Genomic DNA, 13,977 nt, shown 5'->3' with positions numbered 1-13,977 from the left:
TGCGATGGCCGACGCACTCCCCGCGCGCGACAGTTTTCGCTGGGCGATTCTGGCGCTCATCACGGTCTCGCACATCATCGGCGCGACGGCTCAGTACGGGATCAACACGCTTGCGCCGTTCTACCAGGGCGAGCTCGGTCTTTCGCGCGCTCAGGTCGGCCTCTTCTTCTCGGCCTTCTATCTTGCCATGACAGGGGCGTCGTTCGTCGCTGGATGGCTCGCCGATCGGCTCGGCGTGCGCCGAACGACCCTGCAGGGTCATCTCGCCGTCGGCCTGTGCACGGTGGCGGCCGCGCTTTCCCCTTCGTTTTCGTGGGCCTTCGCGAGCTTCTTCCTCGCCGGCCTCGGCTACAGCTTTCTCAACCCATCTTCCACCAAAGGAGTGATGGCGTGGTTTTATCGCGACGAGCGCGCTACGGCGATGGGCATCAAGCAGACGGGAGTGCCCGCCGGCGGCGTTGTCGCGGCGGTGCTCGCTGCGCCGCTGGTCCTCGTGGTCGGCTGGAGGGGCGCTCTGGCGGCGCTGGGGGCCGCTAATTTTCTTTTCGGGTTCGTTTTTTCATGGCTGTGGCGCGATCCCCGGGAGGAGTCACAGACCGTGGCCGGCGATGCCGGCGGGAGCTCGGGGCGGGGCGCGCCGCTCGAAGTCTGGGGCTTCGTTCCGGCGAGCTTCGGCACCGCGATCTTCCTGATCGGACAGATGTCGTTGATCACCTACGTGCCGCTCTATCTCAAGGACGAGATGGGGTTCAGCGCGTACTGGGCGAGCCAGGCTCTGGCGATCCTTCAGTCGGGAGCGATGGTGGGGCGAATCGGGTGGGGCGTGGCCAGCGACCGCCTGTTCGGCGGGCGGCGAAAAATCGTGCTGATGATCATCGGCCTGCTGGGCGCGGTGCTGACGGCCGGCCTGAGCGTCGCCACGCCGGAGACGCCGCTGGCGGTGCTGCTGGCGCTCGTCTTTTTTTCCGGTTTGTGCCTGGTCGGCTACCAGGGGGTTTCCTATGCGCTGATCGGCGAGCTCGCGGGCACGATGCGGGCCGGAGTGGCGATGGGCGTCATGATCACGATCAACGCGGCGGCGGCGGCCGTGGGCACGCCCCTGATCGGTTACCTCGTCGACCGGACGGGGAGCTATGCGGTCGCCTGGCAGGCGCTCGCCGGCGCAACACTTTTCGGCATTGCGGGGCTGGGGCTTTTCCTGAAAGAGCCGCGCCGCCGCGCTCCGGTTCACGCCCCCGCTGAAACCAGGCGGGCATGACGGAGAGATGCTGGCGGCGGGTTTTGACGTCTGGCGGAATTCACCGGGAGCAGCCGTCTCGCGTGCCGGATGCACGGAGACCTAAGTTGCGAACCGCAACCTGGCCCCGGGCAAATTCCATAGACGGTGAGGCCGGTCGGGTTTGCTCGCGCCTGCCCGCTCCCTGCAGCGGGCCAGACAGCGCCGGATGTAATCCGGGTCGAGCTCCAGAATCCCGCAGATGCTCGCGAAGCTGAAAAGCCAGTCGTCCTCGGGATCGGCGAACCACCGCTCGGCCTCGAGAAAAAGCTGCCTGTCGTGTCTCGTCTTGGCATGCAGGGTCTTCATGTAGCAGTCGATGGCGTCCTGCAGGACCGCTGCCATGAGCCTGACTTCCGGGCTTCTCGGGGTGCCGCTCTTGTAGATGCACAGGTAGTCGTAAAGAGCGAGGACATCGGACTGAAACAGGCTGTCTTGCGCTTGGCGCTGCAAGATCGGCTCGCCGATCTCCATAAATAAAATACCTCCGCGATGCCTCCGCGTGCCCGCTCGCGCCAGGGTCGGGATCGGCGCACGAGCCGCGCGTCGAGAGAGCCTGAACCGTGACGGAGCAATCACCGCGCCAGCGATCCCTCGTTTCGGAACGTCCTCCCGGCTTCGAGTAAGCACGCGATTCCGGCAACTTGTGGGTCGGCTTCAATCGACGGCCGCATCGGACCGCGCACCGACTGTAGGTTAAAGGGACACAGTCGCAGGAGAAGGGCATGGGAGGTGTAGGAATTCCCCGTCAAGGCGTGCGCGACGGATCGCCTATTGTTCGGGCTCCGGGAAAACGGGTACACTGCAGGTGCAGCCGCGGAACTCAAAGGAGGGCGAAGCGATGGCGGCGTTTCTGGTTCTTCTTGCGTTCCTGCTTCCGTCGGCCGCTGCTGCCGGAGAGCAGCCCAGGCCGGCGTTTCACGAAGAGCTCGGGGAGTCGTGGAACTCGCTCGGTCGCGAGCTGCGGGAGCTGCTCGGGCGCTGGCGGTGGCATTTCGATTTCGAAAGCTCGTGGGAGTCACAGCCGTTGATTTCCCTCATGCTCCGCAACCGGGAGCGACTCGGTCTTTCAGCCGAGCAGGTGCGGCGGCTGGAGGCGCTCCGCGACGGCTACGAGAAAAAGGCGACGCGCGTGCGCGCCGATATAAGAGTGGCCGAAATCGATCTTGCCGCGGTGTTGAAGGCGGAAGAGCCGGACATGACGAAGGTCGAGGCCCAGGTCCGCGAAATCGAGAAGTTGCGGGCCGACCTGCGGATCGAGCGCATCCGGACGATCGAAAGAGCGAAGCAGCAGCTGAGCGCCGAGCAACGCAGAAAACTCGAGGAGCTGCGAAGCGAGCGGCGGCTCGCGCAAACCCAGCCCGCTGAGACCGCCGGCTAGGGAAGCAGCAAAACTTTCCCCGCGGTTCTCCGCGCTTCGAGCCGGCGATGGGCCTCGGCCGCTTCGGCGAGGGGAAAGGTCCGTTCGATCCTGAGCTTGAGCCTTCCGGAGCTCACCCAGGAGAAGAGGTCTCCGGCGCGGCGTAAAAGCTCTTCGCGATCGAGCGTGTAGTGATTGAGGCTGGGCCGGGTGAGAAACAGCGATCCCTTCGCCGCCAGAATCGACGGGTCGAAAGGCGCTACCGGCCCGCTGGACTGCCCGAAGAGGACGAGATAACCCCGGGGCCGCAGGCACTCCAGGCTTTTTTCGAAGGTCGATTTCCCCACCGAATCATAGACGACATGCGCTCCCTGGCCCCCGGTTTCCGCCTTGACGGCGGCGACGAAATCCTCGTTCTCGTAGATGACGACGCGATCCGCGCCGGCCTCCCGCGCCAGCTGAGCCTTGGCTTCAGTGGAGACCGTTCCGATCACGCGGGCGCCCAGCTGCTTGGCGACCTGCACGAGGAGCAAGCCCACGCCCCCGGCCGCCGCGTGGACGAGCGCGATCTCTCCGCGCTTGAGGGGGTAGGTGCTGTGGGCGAGGTAGTGCGCGGTCATTCCCTGGAGCATGAGTCCCGCCGCGACCCGCGATTCGATGTCCCCGGGAACCGGCACCAGCTTCCAGGCGGGCACGATCGCGTACTCGGCGTAGGCGCCCGGAGTCATGGCGTAAGCGACGCGGTCGCCCGGTTTGACCTCGGTCACGCCGTCTCCGACCGCGTCCACCACGCCCGCCGCTTCCATTCCGAGCGTGAAGGGGGTCTTCAACGGATAGAGCCCGATTCGGTGATAGATATCGATGAAATTCAGCCCGGCGGCCTCTACCCTGACGCGTGCTTCGCCGGCCTTCGGCTCGGGGATGGGAATCTCCTCGTACTGCAGAACCTCTGGACCTCCATAACGATGGATTCGAACTGCCTTCATGGTCTCGCCTCCCGTTTGCTCCGTGCGGACTTCTTACTCGAGCATTTCCCGAGGTCGCTGCCGCTCAAGGGCGGCCCCAGGTCATCACCACGATCTCGATCGGCTGGGGCAGCTGTTGCTTCGTCACTCGCAGGATCGGGCCGTCCAGCCGACGAACGCGCGGAAATCCCGCCGTAAAGCCATCCACCGCTCCTTCCCACCAGTAGTGCTCGGGAATCGCGATCTTCGGATTCACCTGCTTGGTGACGGCGATCGCTTCCTCGGGGGTGATCGTGAACATTCCGCCCGCGACCGGCACCAGGAGAACGTCGATCTTGCCGAGCAGCTTGAGCTGCGCAGGCGTCAGCGAGTGTCCGAGATCTCCCAGGTGGGCGATGCACACGTCGTCGACCCGGAAGACGAAGATGGCGTTCTTGCCTCGTTGCAGCCCCTGGCTCTTGTCGTGATAGGCCGGAACCGCGTAGACGGAGACGTCGCGGACCGTGGTATGGATCGGGCGCCAGCTCTCGCCCGAAGGCGTGAGACCGTGCAGGACCACCGGATTTCCCTTGGCCATCCAGACGTTGTTGTGGGCGCCGTGCTGGTGGCTCGTCGTCACGACGTGCTGTTCGAGATCCGGCCAGGGGAGATCGTGGCGGGAATGAGGGTCGGCCAGAACCCGCGTCCCCCTGGAGGACGTGATCTGAAACGTCGCATGCCCGAACCACCGGATCTCCACCGCCGCCGGGGAAGCGGCCACGCGGCGAACCCGCGGTGCGGAGACCACCTCCATCTCGTGGCAAAAGCTCCAGGCAAGGCGCGGCAGGGCGATCAACACCGCCGCGGCCAGACATCTCGGAACGAAGGCGCGTTTCGCCATCAAATACAGCTTCAGGCTTCCGGTTCCCGGCTCATGCCGGGGTGAAAAGCCTGGGTCTCCGTTGCCGGTCCCCGATAAACCATAAACCAGAAACCGGAAACTAAACCAATCCCCATTTCCGCCTCGTCCACCATTCCGCCGCGAGCAGGACCAGCGCGAGAGAGAAGATCCAGGGTGTGCTCCACAGGCGGGTCTGGCGCCGCTCGACGATCCGGGAGGGAGCCTGGCCTTCCAGCCGCGCCGCGATCTTTTCGAGGGCTTTTTCGTTCCATTGCTCGATCGTGAAATGTTCGCCGCGGCTCGAGCGGGAAATCCGCTCGAGCAACTCGGGCCGCGGCCTTCCGTCCTCGCTTTCGTGGTAGCCCGCGGCGACCGAGAAAGCGCTGCGGTCACGCCCGAGCGTCCTGCCCGCGAGGGCGGCTTCGGCCTCGACCCGGTAAGAGCCCTCTCGTGCGGGCGTGAACTCCCCGCGGTAATCGCCGGGGGAGTCGCCGGGGGAGACCGGTACGAGGAGGGGGTCCCCGTCGGGGCCGAGGACGCGGAGCTGGACCGATGCCTGGGCGGCTGGCGTGAAGTCGTCCTTGAGGACCCGCACCGTGATCGCCGCTTTCTCTCCCGGGCGGGATGCCGCCACCGGGAGTATCTTGACCTGCTCGAAAGAGGGCTCGCGGGCGAGCCAGCGCACGGCCTGACGGACGAACTTCAAGTGATGCTGCGGCGTTTCGCGGTTCCCGACGGCGATGAAATTCCAGCGCCATGCCTCGTCGCTCATCAACGCGAGGGTTCGCCCCTGGCCGAAGCGTCCGACGGTGAGCAGCGGCTGGCCGTCGCTCCCGTCTCCGGAGAGCGCCAGCAGCGTTTCGCCGCGCGCCCGCTGCACGCGGTTGAAGGCGGTGAGCTGCGGGAGGCGGGACCAGGTCTCCTCGTTGGCGCGAGCGTCGGCGACCAGCCGGGTGATCGGATGAGCTTTGCCGGCGGGGGTCAGCACGGCGCGCACCGACGTTCGCCCGCGGTACGTGCCCTTGCCGTCGAGCTCCACCGGCAGCACTTCCTTGAGAGCGCTTTCGCCGTATCCGCCGCTGTCGAACGCCCGCGCGCCGCCGAACACCGCCAGCCCGCCGCCGTCGCGCACGAAATCCCGGAGCTTTTCGAGGTAGACCGGGTTGAAATAGGCGCGATGGGAAAAATCGTCCAGGATCACCACGTCGAAGTTCTTCAGCTCCTCGAGAAAGATGTCGTCGATCGGGAAGGGGATCAGGCTGAGCTGGCTGTCCGGGACGTCGACGCTGTCGGTGGGCGTTCGCAGGAAGACGAAAGAGACTAGGTCGACCAGCGGGTCCTGTTTCAAGGCCATGCGGAGGAACCGGTAGTTCCAGGCGGGCGAGCCGGAGAGAGTGAGCACGCGAATCTTGTCGCGTTGCACGTCGACGGCGAATTCCTTGCGGTTGTTGTGCGCGATCTGCTCGCCGGGCTGGACCGGCAGGCTCACGTTGAAATGGTGCGCGCCGATTTCCTTGGGAGTGAAGCTGAGCGAGATTCTTTTCTCGAAGGGGTCCGCGTCGATGTCGACCGACTGAGCGGAGACGAGGTTGCGGCCCCGGTTGAAGTAGAGCGGAAGCTTCCGGCCTCGAAGGCCGTACGCCTCCACGATCACGTCGAGCTTGATCTCGCGCCCGCGAAAGCCGAATTCGGGTGCGCGCACCTCGGCGATGCGGAGATCGGTGTAGGCCTGGGGTCGCCCGACCGTCACGGAAAAGACCGGCAGCGGCAACGGCGGCGCGCCGTCCGCGGCGGCGCGCTCGCCGTTGGCGATCCCGTCGCTGAACACCAGGATGCCGGATTGCGCCGGCACCTCCTTGGCCGCAGCCTCCAGCGCCTCGACGAGGCGGGTGCGGCCGTCGCGAGCTCCGAGGCTTCGCACGGCGGCGGGCGTGACCGGTTCCAGCCCGTCGCCGAACCGGAACAGGCGAAGATCGTAGTCGCGGACGAGGCGCTCGAGCAGCGGCAGCAGGGCGTCCTTGACGGCGTCCAGGCGGCTCTTCGGCGGAGTGCCCGGCGCGTCGGCGGGCAGGGCCATGCTCTGCGAGCTGTCGATCAGGAGCGCGAGAGGGCGGCGAAGCTTCACGACCCGCCGCTCGACCCATGCCGGACCTAAGAGAAAGAAGACGAGAAGGCCGTAAACCAGCCCGCGCAGGAGCGTGAGCAGCGCGCTTCTCCGCGGCCCCAGCCGCTCCCGCAGAGCGCGGTACTGCAGGACGAGCAGGAACGCGGCGAGGGCGCCGATCGAAGCGGCCACCCACCAGGGAACGGGAGGGATCAGGTAGAGATCGGCCATCGGTCAGCGGGTGAGGCGCCTGCGGATGAACGGAACGTGGATGAGGTCTTCCTTGTAGTTTTCGGTCATCGCGTACAGGATGATGTTGATCCCGAGGTGGAAGGCGTCGCGTCTCTGCTCTTCCCCGCCGGGGGTGCAGACGTTGGTCCACTTTCCGAGCTGATCGCGCTCCCACGCGCCGCCGAGGTCGTTCTGGCAATAGATGACCGGCGTGGCGCTGCCGACCGTGATCCCCTCGAGCGCGGGATTGGCAATCCGGACGCCGCCGATCCGGCGCATCAGATAATAGCTGCGCAGCACCGCGTGGCCAGACGGGAGCCGCTTGAGCTCGTTTCCCGGGAAAACCCGCTGGAACTCGCGGCGGACGCTCTTGTCGAAGCCGTAGCCGCGTTGCCCCAGCGCGTCGTCGACAAGCAGGAAGCCGCCGTAAGAGAGGAAACGGCGCAGCGTCTCGATCTCTCCCTCGGTGAACGGCTCGAACTCGTACCTTCCGGCCATATAGAGGAACGGGTATTCGAACAGATCGGGGTCCGCCAGGGTCACCTCGTGCCGGACCGGAGACGCCTCCACGCTCGTGCGCAGCATCAGCTCCTCCATCAGCGGGCCGACGCACAGGGGATGGGGGTTCCAGTCGCCGCCCCGGTAGCGGACCTGGGCGAAGACGAACGGAAAGCGCTTGTCGCGGGGATGACTCGCCCGCGCCGGGCGCGGCAGCGCCGCTGCCAGCAAGCAGCCCCAAGCGAGCCGCAGGAAATCCCGTCTCCTCATGGCGTTCGACCAGGCGCGCGTTCTAGAGACGCTGCGCGATCCATCCCTCCAACAGCAAGGTGGCGATCAACGAGATGAGCAGCGGAAACGCGAGGTCGGTGCGCGCGCCGCCTTCCTCGACGGATTCGACCGGAATTACCTCCGCCCGAACCGGGGCGAGCTTGGCGCGGAGCTCCGCTTCCCCGATCGGATCGAGCCGGGATTCGAGGAAAGGGGAGTTGACGGCGTAAAGCTCGGGCAGGCCGGGCGGCTTCTCGCGATCCGCCGGCAGGACGATCCGGTAGATCCCGGCCCGTTCGTTGCCGCGGTATGACGCGACCGCGCGATCCCTGTTTGCGACGATCTCGGCCGTCCCTTCACGATCGCCGGGCCCGACCACCCGGATGGTTCGTCCCACCATGCTCGGCGGCAAGTCGATCCGCTTCTCCTCACCCACGGCGATCCCCGTATCGACCGAACCGCGCCTTCCCCCCGCGAGGTAGGAAGCCAGTGACTGGACGAGCGGGAGGTACGCGGTCTTGAGCGGGAGATCGCTCCAGTCGCGGTCCGCGCTCGTGCCAAGAAACATCACCCGGCCCCGGCCGACCCGGTGCTCCGTCAGCAACGGTTCTCCGCTGGCGAGCGAGATCAGTGCGGTTCCCCCGCCTCGCTCCAGGCGGGTGTAGCCCCACACCCTCGTCGATCGGATCGAGTCGAGCAGGACAGGATCGGCGAGCGGCGCCAGCGCGGGGTGCGTCGCCTCCACGCGCGCGATCCCGTCCGCTGCGGTTTCGGGCCCGCTCTTCTTGCCGGCGATCGAGCCCGGGAGGAGCGCCGGGGGGACGCGGAGCAGCCTGGCGTTGTAGTCGTCGGCGCTCAGGTGCTCGCCGCCGAAGATCAGCAAGCCGCCGCCGCGGCGTACGAACTCGCGCAAGCGGGCGGCGAACGCCTCCGGAAGGGTTGCGACGTTGGCGAGGACGACGACCTGATAGTTCTCGAGCGAGGTCCCGGCGAGCGCGTCGGCGATCGTCACCACGGGAACGAAAAGCGAAGCGCCGGCGTCGCCCCCGGGGTGGAGCGCCCGGCTGAGAAAAAACGTCTCGCTCTGCACCAGCGAGGTCTGCGGCTCGCCGTCGACCAGGAGCACGCGGAGCCGGTCCTCGGCCAGCAAGCCGAAATGGTGCTCGGTCTGGCCGGCCAGCCCCTCGGCCTTCAGGGTCAGCGTTCCGTAGTGGGAGCCCGCGCGCTCGAGCGCCGTCTGAAAGACCACCGTCGATTCCGATTTCGGAGCAAGCGATGCGAGCCGCTGCTCTCTCGCCTTTCCGTCGATGCTCAGCTGCACGAGCAGATCCTTGACCGCGCCATCGCCGAAGTTCGCCAGCACGGCTTCGAGACGGAGCGGCACTCCGGCGCCTATCCCTCGCTCGCCGCCGGCGCGGACCTCCCTGACGGCCGCGTTCACGGGCGGCCGGCTCCCGCCCACGCGCAGAATCGTGATCGGGACCGCCGGATCGTACTGTTTCAACGCGGCGATCGTGAAGTCGTCCCACCCGGTGAGCGCCAGGTCGGTGATCAGGCGGATCTCCTTGTGACCGGCGGGCTCGGCGAGCAGCTCGTACGCCTTGCCGAGAGCCGCCGCGAGATCGGCCGAGCCGTCGGAGAGCTCGATCGCCTCCAGGTCGCGCAACAGCGCGTCGCGCTCGCTCTTGAGGCGCAGCGGCGCGTCGGCGGAAACCGCGGTGGAAAAGACCGCCGCGCGGTCCCCTTCGCCGAGCGCGCTCAGCAAGGTCCGGGCGGCATCCTTCGCCCGCCGGAAGCCGGCGCCACCGCCGCTCCACTTCATGCTGAGCGAGTTGTCGACGACGACGACCAGGGAGAGGGGCCCCCCGCCGGCGAACAGACCGGCGCCGATCTGAAAGACCGGGTTGGCGAGGAGCAGCGCGAGCAGCGCCACCGCGGCGGTGCGCAGCGCCAGGAGCAGCCAGTGGCGCAGCCGATAGCTGCGCGCCACGCGCCGTTGCGACAGCGCGACGAAGCGGACAGCGGGAAAGCGGAGACGCTTGAGCCTGCGGCGGTTGAGCAGATGAATAAGCAGCGGCACGGCCGCCGCGAGCAATCCGAAGAGGTAGACCGGGTACAGGAAGAAGATCGACATGGAGCGGCTTCAGCCTCTCCAGCTCAGGTACATCGCGAGCGCGCGGTCGAGAGGCGTCGAGGTCGTCAGCAGCTGGTAGTCGATCGAGCTGTCATGGCATTGTTTGCGCAGATCGGCGGTGAACTCGTCGATCGCCGCGCGGTAGGCCTGGCGAATGGCCTTCGGATCGGCGATCACCTTCAGGTCGGGCTGCTCCAGGTCCTCGAACAGGATGTTGCCGTCGAAGGGGAGCTCGATTTCCGCCGGATCGAGCACGTGGAATACGATGACGTCGTTGCCCTTGTAGCGGAACAGCCGCAGCCCCTTGACGATCGCCTCCGGCTCGTCGAGAAGGTCGGAAACCAGCACGACCATGCCGCGTCGCTTGATCTGTCCGGCGACCTTCTCCAGAATCCCGCCCACGTCGGTTTCGCCTCCGGGCGTGCGGTTCTCGAGGGCGTGGAGGATCTGCGTGAGATAGTCGCGCTTGGCGCGCGGCTGGATGACGGTTTCGAGATCGTCGGAGAAAGTCACCAGGCCGGCCGCGTCCTGCTGCTTGAGGATCAGGTAGGAAAGACAGGCGACCAGCGTGCAGGCGTAGTCGAACTTCGTGATCCCGTCCGACGCGTAGTCCATCGAGGCGCTGGCATCGAGCAGGAGGTAGGCGCGCAGGTTGGTCTCGTCCTCGTACTCCTTGATGAAATAGCGGTCGAACTTGCCGAGCGCCTTCCAGTCGATGCGCCGGATCTCGTCGCCCGGCGAGTACTCCCGGTGCTCCTCGAACTCCACGCTGAAACCCTTGGAGCGGCTGCGGTGAATGCCGGACATCAACCCTTCCACCACCCAGCGCGCCCGCAGGGAGAGGCTCGATATCCCGGCGAGAACCTTGGGGTCGAAATAGTTTTTTCCCGGACCGTTCATCGGGCGACGGTCGGCCGCCACCGGCGCAGCGGTATCATCGGACTGACCCGCGAGCCGGCAATCGCCTCCCCTGTTGCGCGGGGCCGAAACTCGCCGGGCGCCGCGGCGCGGCAGCAGACGTCCCGTTCGAAAGTTTCTACCACCGCCGCCGGAGATAATCTAGCCAGCTCCTCCAGCCGCGATGGCTTCCCTGATAGGAAGGGTTGCACTCCCAGCGCTCGACCCAGGCGATCAGGGCCGGCTCGGCTCCGAGCGCGCGCAGCACCTGCAACTGGAACGCGAGACAGCGCCTTTCGGCTTCCGCCCCGGTCCAGGCTTCCCCTTCGCGGTAGAGCCTGGAGTGACAGGCGTCGTGCGCGATCGCGCCCGCGTACCAGTGGAGTGAATGGCTCCACGTCGGCCGGCCTACGACGAAGGTCGGTCTTTCCATCCAGGCCCTCATGCCGCTCCGGCGTCCCTCGCGGATGGCGGCGAGATAAGGCTCGATCTCGTGCAAGAAACCGCGCAGGCCGAGCAAGGCCAGCGCCGCCCGCGTGCGTCTGCGGAACTCTTCGTCGCCGGTGATCTCGATCCCCTGGAAGAGCTCCGAGCGCCGCCGGGAAATCCGCTCGACGAGCATGCGGACCGGTATGCCGGCGGCCGACCGGCGCAGTCGTGCCGCGAGGAGCCCAGGCGAAAGACGGGACGGAGTTGGCTGGCCCACGGCCCCGGGGCGGCCTAGCGGGCCGGCCTGCCGTCGGCCGAAGGCTGGATCTCCCCGAGCAGCCGGTCGATCACGTCGAGCGAGGAGAGCCCTTCGCCCTGCGCCTTGAAGTTCGGGATGATACGATGGCGCAGCACAGCGGGTGCGAGCGCCCGGATGTCCTCGATCGAGACCGCGTAGCGGCCCTGCAGGATCGTGCGTGCCTTGGCACCGAGAATCAGATACTGGGAAGCCCGCGGGCCGGCTCCCCACTCGACGTAGTCCCTGATGAACTGCGGCGCCCTCGGGTTCTTGGGGCGCGAGCTTTGCGTGAGCTGCACGGCGTAAGAGACGACGAAATCCGAGACTGGAACGCGGCGCACGAGCTCCTGGCAGCGCAGGATCTCCGGGCCCTCCATGACCTTGCGCGGCGAGACCTTCGATGTGGAGGTGGTTTGCATCACGATCTGGACCTCGTCGTCGAAATCCGGGTACTGGATCTCGATGTTCAGCATGAAGCGGTCGAGCTGCGCTTCGGGCAGCGGATACGTGCCTTCCTGCTCGATGGGATTCTGGGTCGCCAGGACGAAGAAGGGGAGGTCCAGCGGATAGGTGGTTCCGCCCGCCGTCACCTTGTATTCCTGCATCGACTGCAGCAGCGCCGCCTGGGTCTTGGGCGGCGTGCGGTTGATCTCGTCGGCAAGGAGCACGTTGGTGAAGATCGGGCCCTTGAGGAACTGGAACTGTCTACGGCCGGTGGCTGGGTCTTCCTGCAGGATGTCGGTTCCGGTGATGTCCGAGGGCATCAGGTCGGGAGTGAACTGGATGCGGTTGAACTCGAGATCGAGGATCTCGGCCAGCGTGCTGATCAGCAGAGTCTTGGCCAGTCCCGGGACGCCGACGAGCAGGCAGTGGCCCTTGGCGAACAGCGCGATCAGGACCTCCTCGATCACCCGGTCCTGACCGACGATGACCTTGCGGATCTCGCCCAGCATCGCGTCGCGCTTGGCCGCGAACTCCTCGATTTCCGCGATTTCGTGCTGCTGAATATCGACCGACGCCATGAATCCTCGCTTCAGTTGCCCGCGGCCAGCTTCGCGAGCGCCGCCTTTGCCTCCCGGCTTTTCCCCGGGTCGCCGAGCGCCGTGTAAATCTCGATCAGCAGCCGGTAGATCGTCGGGTTGAAAGGGTTGATCTGCAGGGCTTCTTCGAGCATTTCCCGCGCGGCGCGATGGTCTTTCGCGGCGCGATAGGCGCTTCCGAGCTGCACGTACGTGCCCGCGTTGTCGGGATCCAGCTGCAGGGCTTTCCGGAGGTGCGAGAGCGCCTCGCCGTGGCGGTTCATTTGGATCAGGACGCGGCCCAGCTTGTTCAGAATAATAGGAGAATGGGGACTGGCCTGCAAGGCGCGCTGGTACTCGTTGGCCGCGGCGAGCACCCGGCCGCGGGCGAGCATCTGATCGGCGAGCCGCGTGCGGTTGCGCGCCACCTCCGACTGAATCTCCCTCAGCTCCACGACCTCCTCGTCCTCCTTGCCGTTCTTCTTCACCTTGAAATGGCGCACGCGGCTGCCCTCGATCTCCTTCAGCCCCTTCGACTTGAGGAACTCCTTCCATTGCTTCTCGAAGGTCTCGAAGGAAAGCCCGAGCACCCGCTCGATGGCCGAAGGGGCGGGTGCGTCGCGCAGCGCGGCGAGCAGCTCCCGGGCCCCGGATTTCCCCTTGCGGCGGTTGATGAAATCGATCGCCGAGGCGGCCTCGGCGTAGGCGAGCTGGACCTGCTCCGGGCTGTCGAGGTGGATGAGCGAGGGCTCCATCTGCCGGAACCCGACGAACTTGTCGTGCTCCAGGGCCCGCACCAGGAGCGTCTGGTTGGCCGGCGTGAGATAGTCTTCCGCCGCGTCCCCGGGCGGCTCGGGCCGGCGCCAGCGGGTTTCGTAGAAGCGCGCGGCGCCTTCGTGGATCCAGATCGGCGCCTTGTTGTCGCTCAGCGCGACGATCACGTAATGCAGGTACTCGTGGCTCAGGGAGTCGACCCAGCGGTAACCGAACGCGAGCGCGCGCGGCGAGATGATCATCAGCTTGTTGAACTTGCAGATGCCCACTGCACCGGTCTGCTCGATGTCGCGCAGCGAGAGCGTCGAGATCGCGTTGAAGGCGGCCGCGTCCGGGGCGATCTCGACGCGCACCTTGTCCCTGGGGAAATAGCCGAGCTCGGCGCCGATGCTGCGGTAGCTCTTTTCGAGCGCGTCGAGGGCGTAAGGGGCGAGAATGCCGTCGCGCCGCTCGTCGAGGTAGACGATGAAGTGCTCGCTCTCGTAGCGCTTGAGGCTCCGGACCACGTCGTGGGTCTGCTGCGCGAACAGCCGCATCGCCTGACGCCGTTCGTTCTTCGAATCGAGGGCGAGGGCGCGCTCCAGGGACTGGACCGCGTCGGGGTAGCGGCCTTCGTAGAACTTCACCCAGGCATCGAGGTCCAGAGCGGCGGCGGAGCGCGGCGACTCGCGGAGCGCCCGGCCCGCGAGCTCGCGGGCCTCGTCGATCCGCCAGGCGTCCAGGAGCTCCTGCAGCCGCTGGAGCTCGGCGTCGGCGACCGCGGCCCGGGCGGAAGCCGCCCACGCGAGCGAGAGGGCGAGAAGGAAAACGGCCGGGGAGGCGAGGCGAAACGGGCGCAGCAT

12 protein-coding genes are annotated in these 13,977 nt (G+C 66.7%); 2 read left to right on the top strand and 10 right to left on the bottom strand.

The annotated features are described in order from the left end of the window. Nucleotides 1-4 precede the first annotated feature (4 nt). Entirely contained in the window at nt 5-1,258 is a 1,254-nt protein-coding gene (locus tag VNN77_18080; GenBank protein HXG53311.1) for an MFS transporter, read from the top strand. 81 nt (nt 1,259-1,339) lie between these two features. On the opposite strand, the gene VNN77_18075 is transcribed toward VNN77_18080, so the two are convergent. After that, a complete protein-coding gene (locus tag VNN77_18075) occupies nt 1,340-1,750 on the bottom strand; it encodes a hypothetical protein (GenBank protein HXG53310.1) in 411 nt (136 codons plus the stop codon). 367 nt (nt 1,751-2,117) lie between these two features. On the opposite strand from VNN77_18075, the gene VNN77_18070 reads away from it, so the two are divergent. Next, nucleotides 2,118-2,657, top strand: a complete 540-nt coding sequence (locus VNN77_18070; GenBank protein HXG53309.1) for a periplasmic heavy metal sensor — start codon at nt 2,118-2,120, stop codon at nt 2,655-2,657. Here the strand turns inward: VNN77_18070 and VNN77_18065 are convergent. From VNN77_18065 to VNN77_18025, 9 genes are all read right to left on the bottom strand, one after another. Continuing rightward, nucleotides 2,654-3,622 carry a quinone oxidoreductase gene (locus tag VNN77_18065; GenBank protein HXG53308.1) on the bottom strand — a complete coding sequence of 323 codons (969 nt, stop codon included), beginning with the start codon at nt 3,620-3,622 and terminating at the stop codon, nt 2,654-2,656. The genes VNN77_18070 and VNN77_18065 overlap by 4 nt on opposite strands. Before the next feature lie 64 nt (nt 3,623-3,686). Further along, entirely contained in the window at nt 3,687-4,481 is a 795-nt protein-coding gene (locus tag VNN77_18060; GenBank protein HXG53307.1) for an MBL fold metallo-hydrolase, read from the bottom strand. Between the two features lie 100 nt (nt 4,482-4,581). Beyond that, nucleotides 4,582-6,816 (bottom strand): glutamine amidotransferase, encoded by a 2,235-nt coding sequence (locus VNN77_18055; GenBank protein ID HXG53306.1) that lies wholly within the window; start codon nt 6,814-6,816, stop codon nt 4,582-4,584. A 3-nt stretch (nt 6,817-6,819) separates the two neighbouring features. Continuing rightward, nucleotides 6,820-7,584, bottom strand: a complete 765-nt coding sequence (locus VNN77_18050; GenBank protein ID HXG53305.1) for a DUF4159 domain-containing protein — start codon at nt 7,582-7,584, stop codon at nt 6,820-6,822. 22 nt (nt 7,585-7,606) lie between these two features. After that, on the bottom strand, nt 7,607-9,718 hold the full coding sequence (locus tag VNN77_18045; GenBank protein HXG53304.1) for a BatA domain-containing protein: 2,112 nt from the start codon (nt 9,716-9,718) through the stop codon (nt 7,607-7,609). A 9-nt stretch (nt 9,719-9,727) separates the two neighbouring features. Next, nucleotides 9,728-10,618: a DUF58 domain-containing protein gene (locus VNN77_18040; GenBank protein HXG53303.1), complete on the bottom strand. Its 891-nt coding sequence runs from the start codon at nt 10,616-10,618 to the stop codon at nt 9,728-9,730. A gap of 136 nt (nt 10,619-10,754) precedes the next feature. Further along, the gene (locus tag VNN77_18035; protein ID HXG53302.1) at nt 10,755-11,237 is read right to left on the bottom strand and encodes a hypothetical protein; all 483 of its coding nucleotides are present in this window, start codon (nt 11,235-11,237) and stop codon (nt 10,755-10,757) included. Nucleotides 11,238-11,335: 98 nt separating this feature from the next. Further along, complete coding sequence (locus VNN77_18030; protein ID HXG53301.1) at nt 11,336-12,364, bottom strand: MoxR family ATPase; 1,029 nt, start codon at nt 12,362-12,364, stop codon at nt 11,336-11,338. An 11-nt stretch (nt 12,365-12,375) separates the two neighbouring features. After that, a complete protein-coding gene (locus VNN77_18025; protein HXG53300.1) occupies nt 12,376-13,977 on the bottom strand; it encodes a tetratricopeptide repeat protein in 1,602 nt (533 codons plus the stop codon).

The sequence above is a fragment of the Candidatus Zixiibacteriota bacterium genome (genome assembly GCA_035574315.1).
In the GTDB taxonomy this organism is placed as follows: domain Bacteria; phylum Desulfobacterota; class Binatia; order UBA9968; family UBA9968; genus DATLYW01.
This window is presented reverse-complemented; position numbering and strand designations above follow the sequence as displayed.

Bases quoted from the DNA above. Each gene is read 5' to 3' on its own strand.
- VNN77_18025 (HXG53300.1), bottom strand. From the start codon at position 13,977: ATGCTGCGCCCGTTTCGCCTCGCCTCCCCGGCCGTTTTCCTTCTCGCC.
- VNN77_18080 (HXG53311.1), top strand. From the start codon at position 5: ATGGCCGACGCACTCCCCGCGCGCGACAGTTTTCGCTGGGCGATTCTG.
- VNN77_18040 (HXG53303.1), bottom strand. From the start codon at position 10,618: ATGAACGGTCCGGGAAAAAACTATTTCGACCCCAAGGTTCTCGCCGGG.
- VNN77_18030 (HXG53301.1), bottom strand. From the start codon at position 12,364: ATGGCGTCGGTCGATATTCAGCAGCACGAAATCGCGGAAATCGAGGAG.
- VNN77_18075 (HXG53310.1), bottom strand. From the start codon at position 1,750: ATGGAGATCGGCGAGCCGATCTTGCAGCGCCAAGCGCAAGACAGCCTG.
- VNN77_18060 (HXG53307.1), bottom strand. From the start codon at position 4,481: ATGGCGAAACGCGCCTTCGTTCCGAGATGTCTGGCCGCGGCGGTGTTG.
- VNN77_18065 (HXG53308.1), bottom strand. From the start codon at position 3,622: ATGAAGGCAGTTCGAATCCATCGTTATGGAGGTCCAGAGGTTCTGCAG.
- VNN77_18050 (HXG53305.1), bottom strand. From the start codon at position 7,584: ATGAGGAGACGGGATTTCCTGCGGCTCGCTTGGGGCTGCTTGCTGGCA.
- VNN77_18045 (HXG53304.1), bottom strand. From the start codon at position 9,718: ATGTCGATCTTCTTCCTGTACCCGGTCTACCTCTTCGGATTGCTCGCG.
- VNN77_18055 (HXG53306.1), bottom strand. From the start codon at position 6,816: ATGGCCGATCTCTACCTGATCCCTCCCGTTCCCTGGTGGGTGGCCGCT.
- VNN77_18035 (HXG53302.1), bottom strand. From the start codon at position 11,237: ATGCTCGTCGAGCGGATTTCCCGGCGGCGCTCGGAGCTCTTCCAGGGG.
- VNN77_18070 (HXG53309.1), top strand. From the start codon at position 2,118: ATGGCGGCGTTTCTGGTTCTTCTTGCGTTCCTGCTTCCGTCGGCCGCT.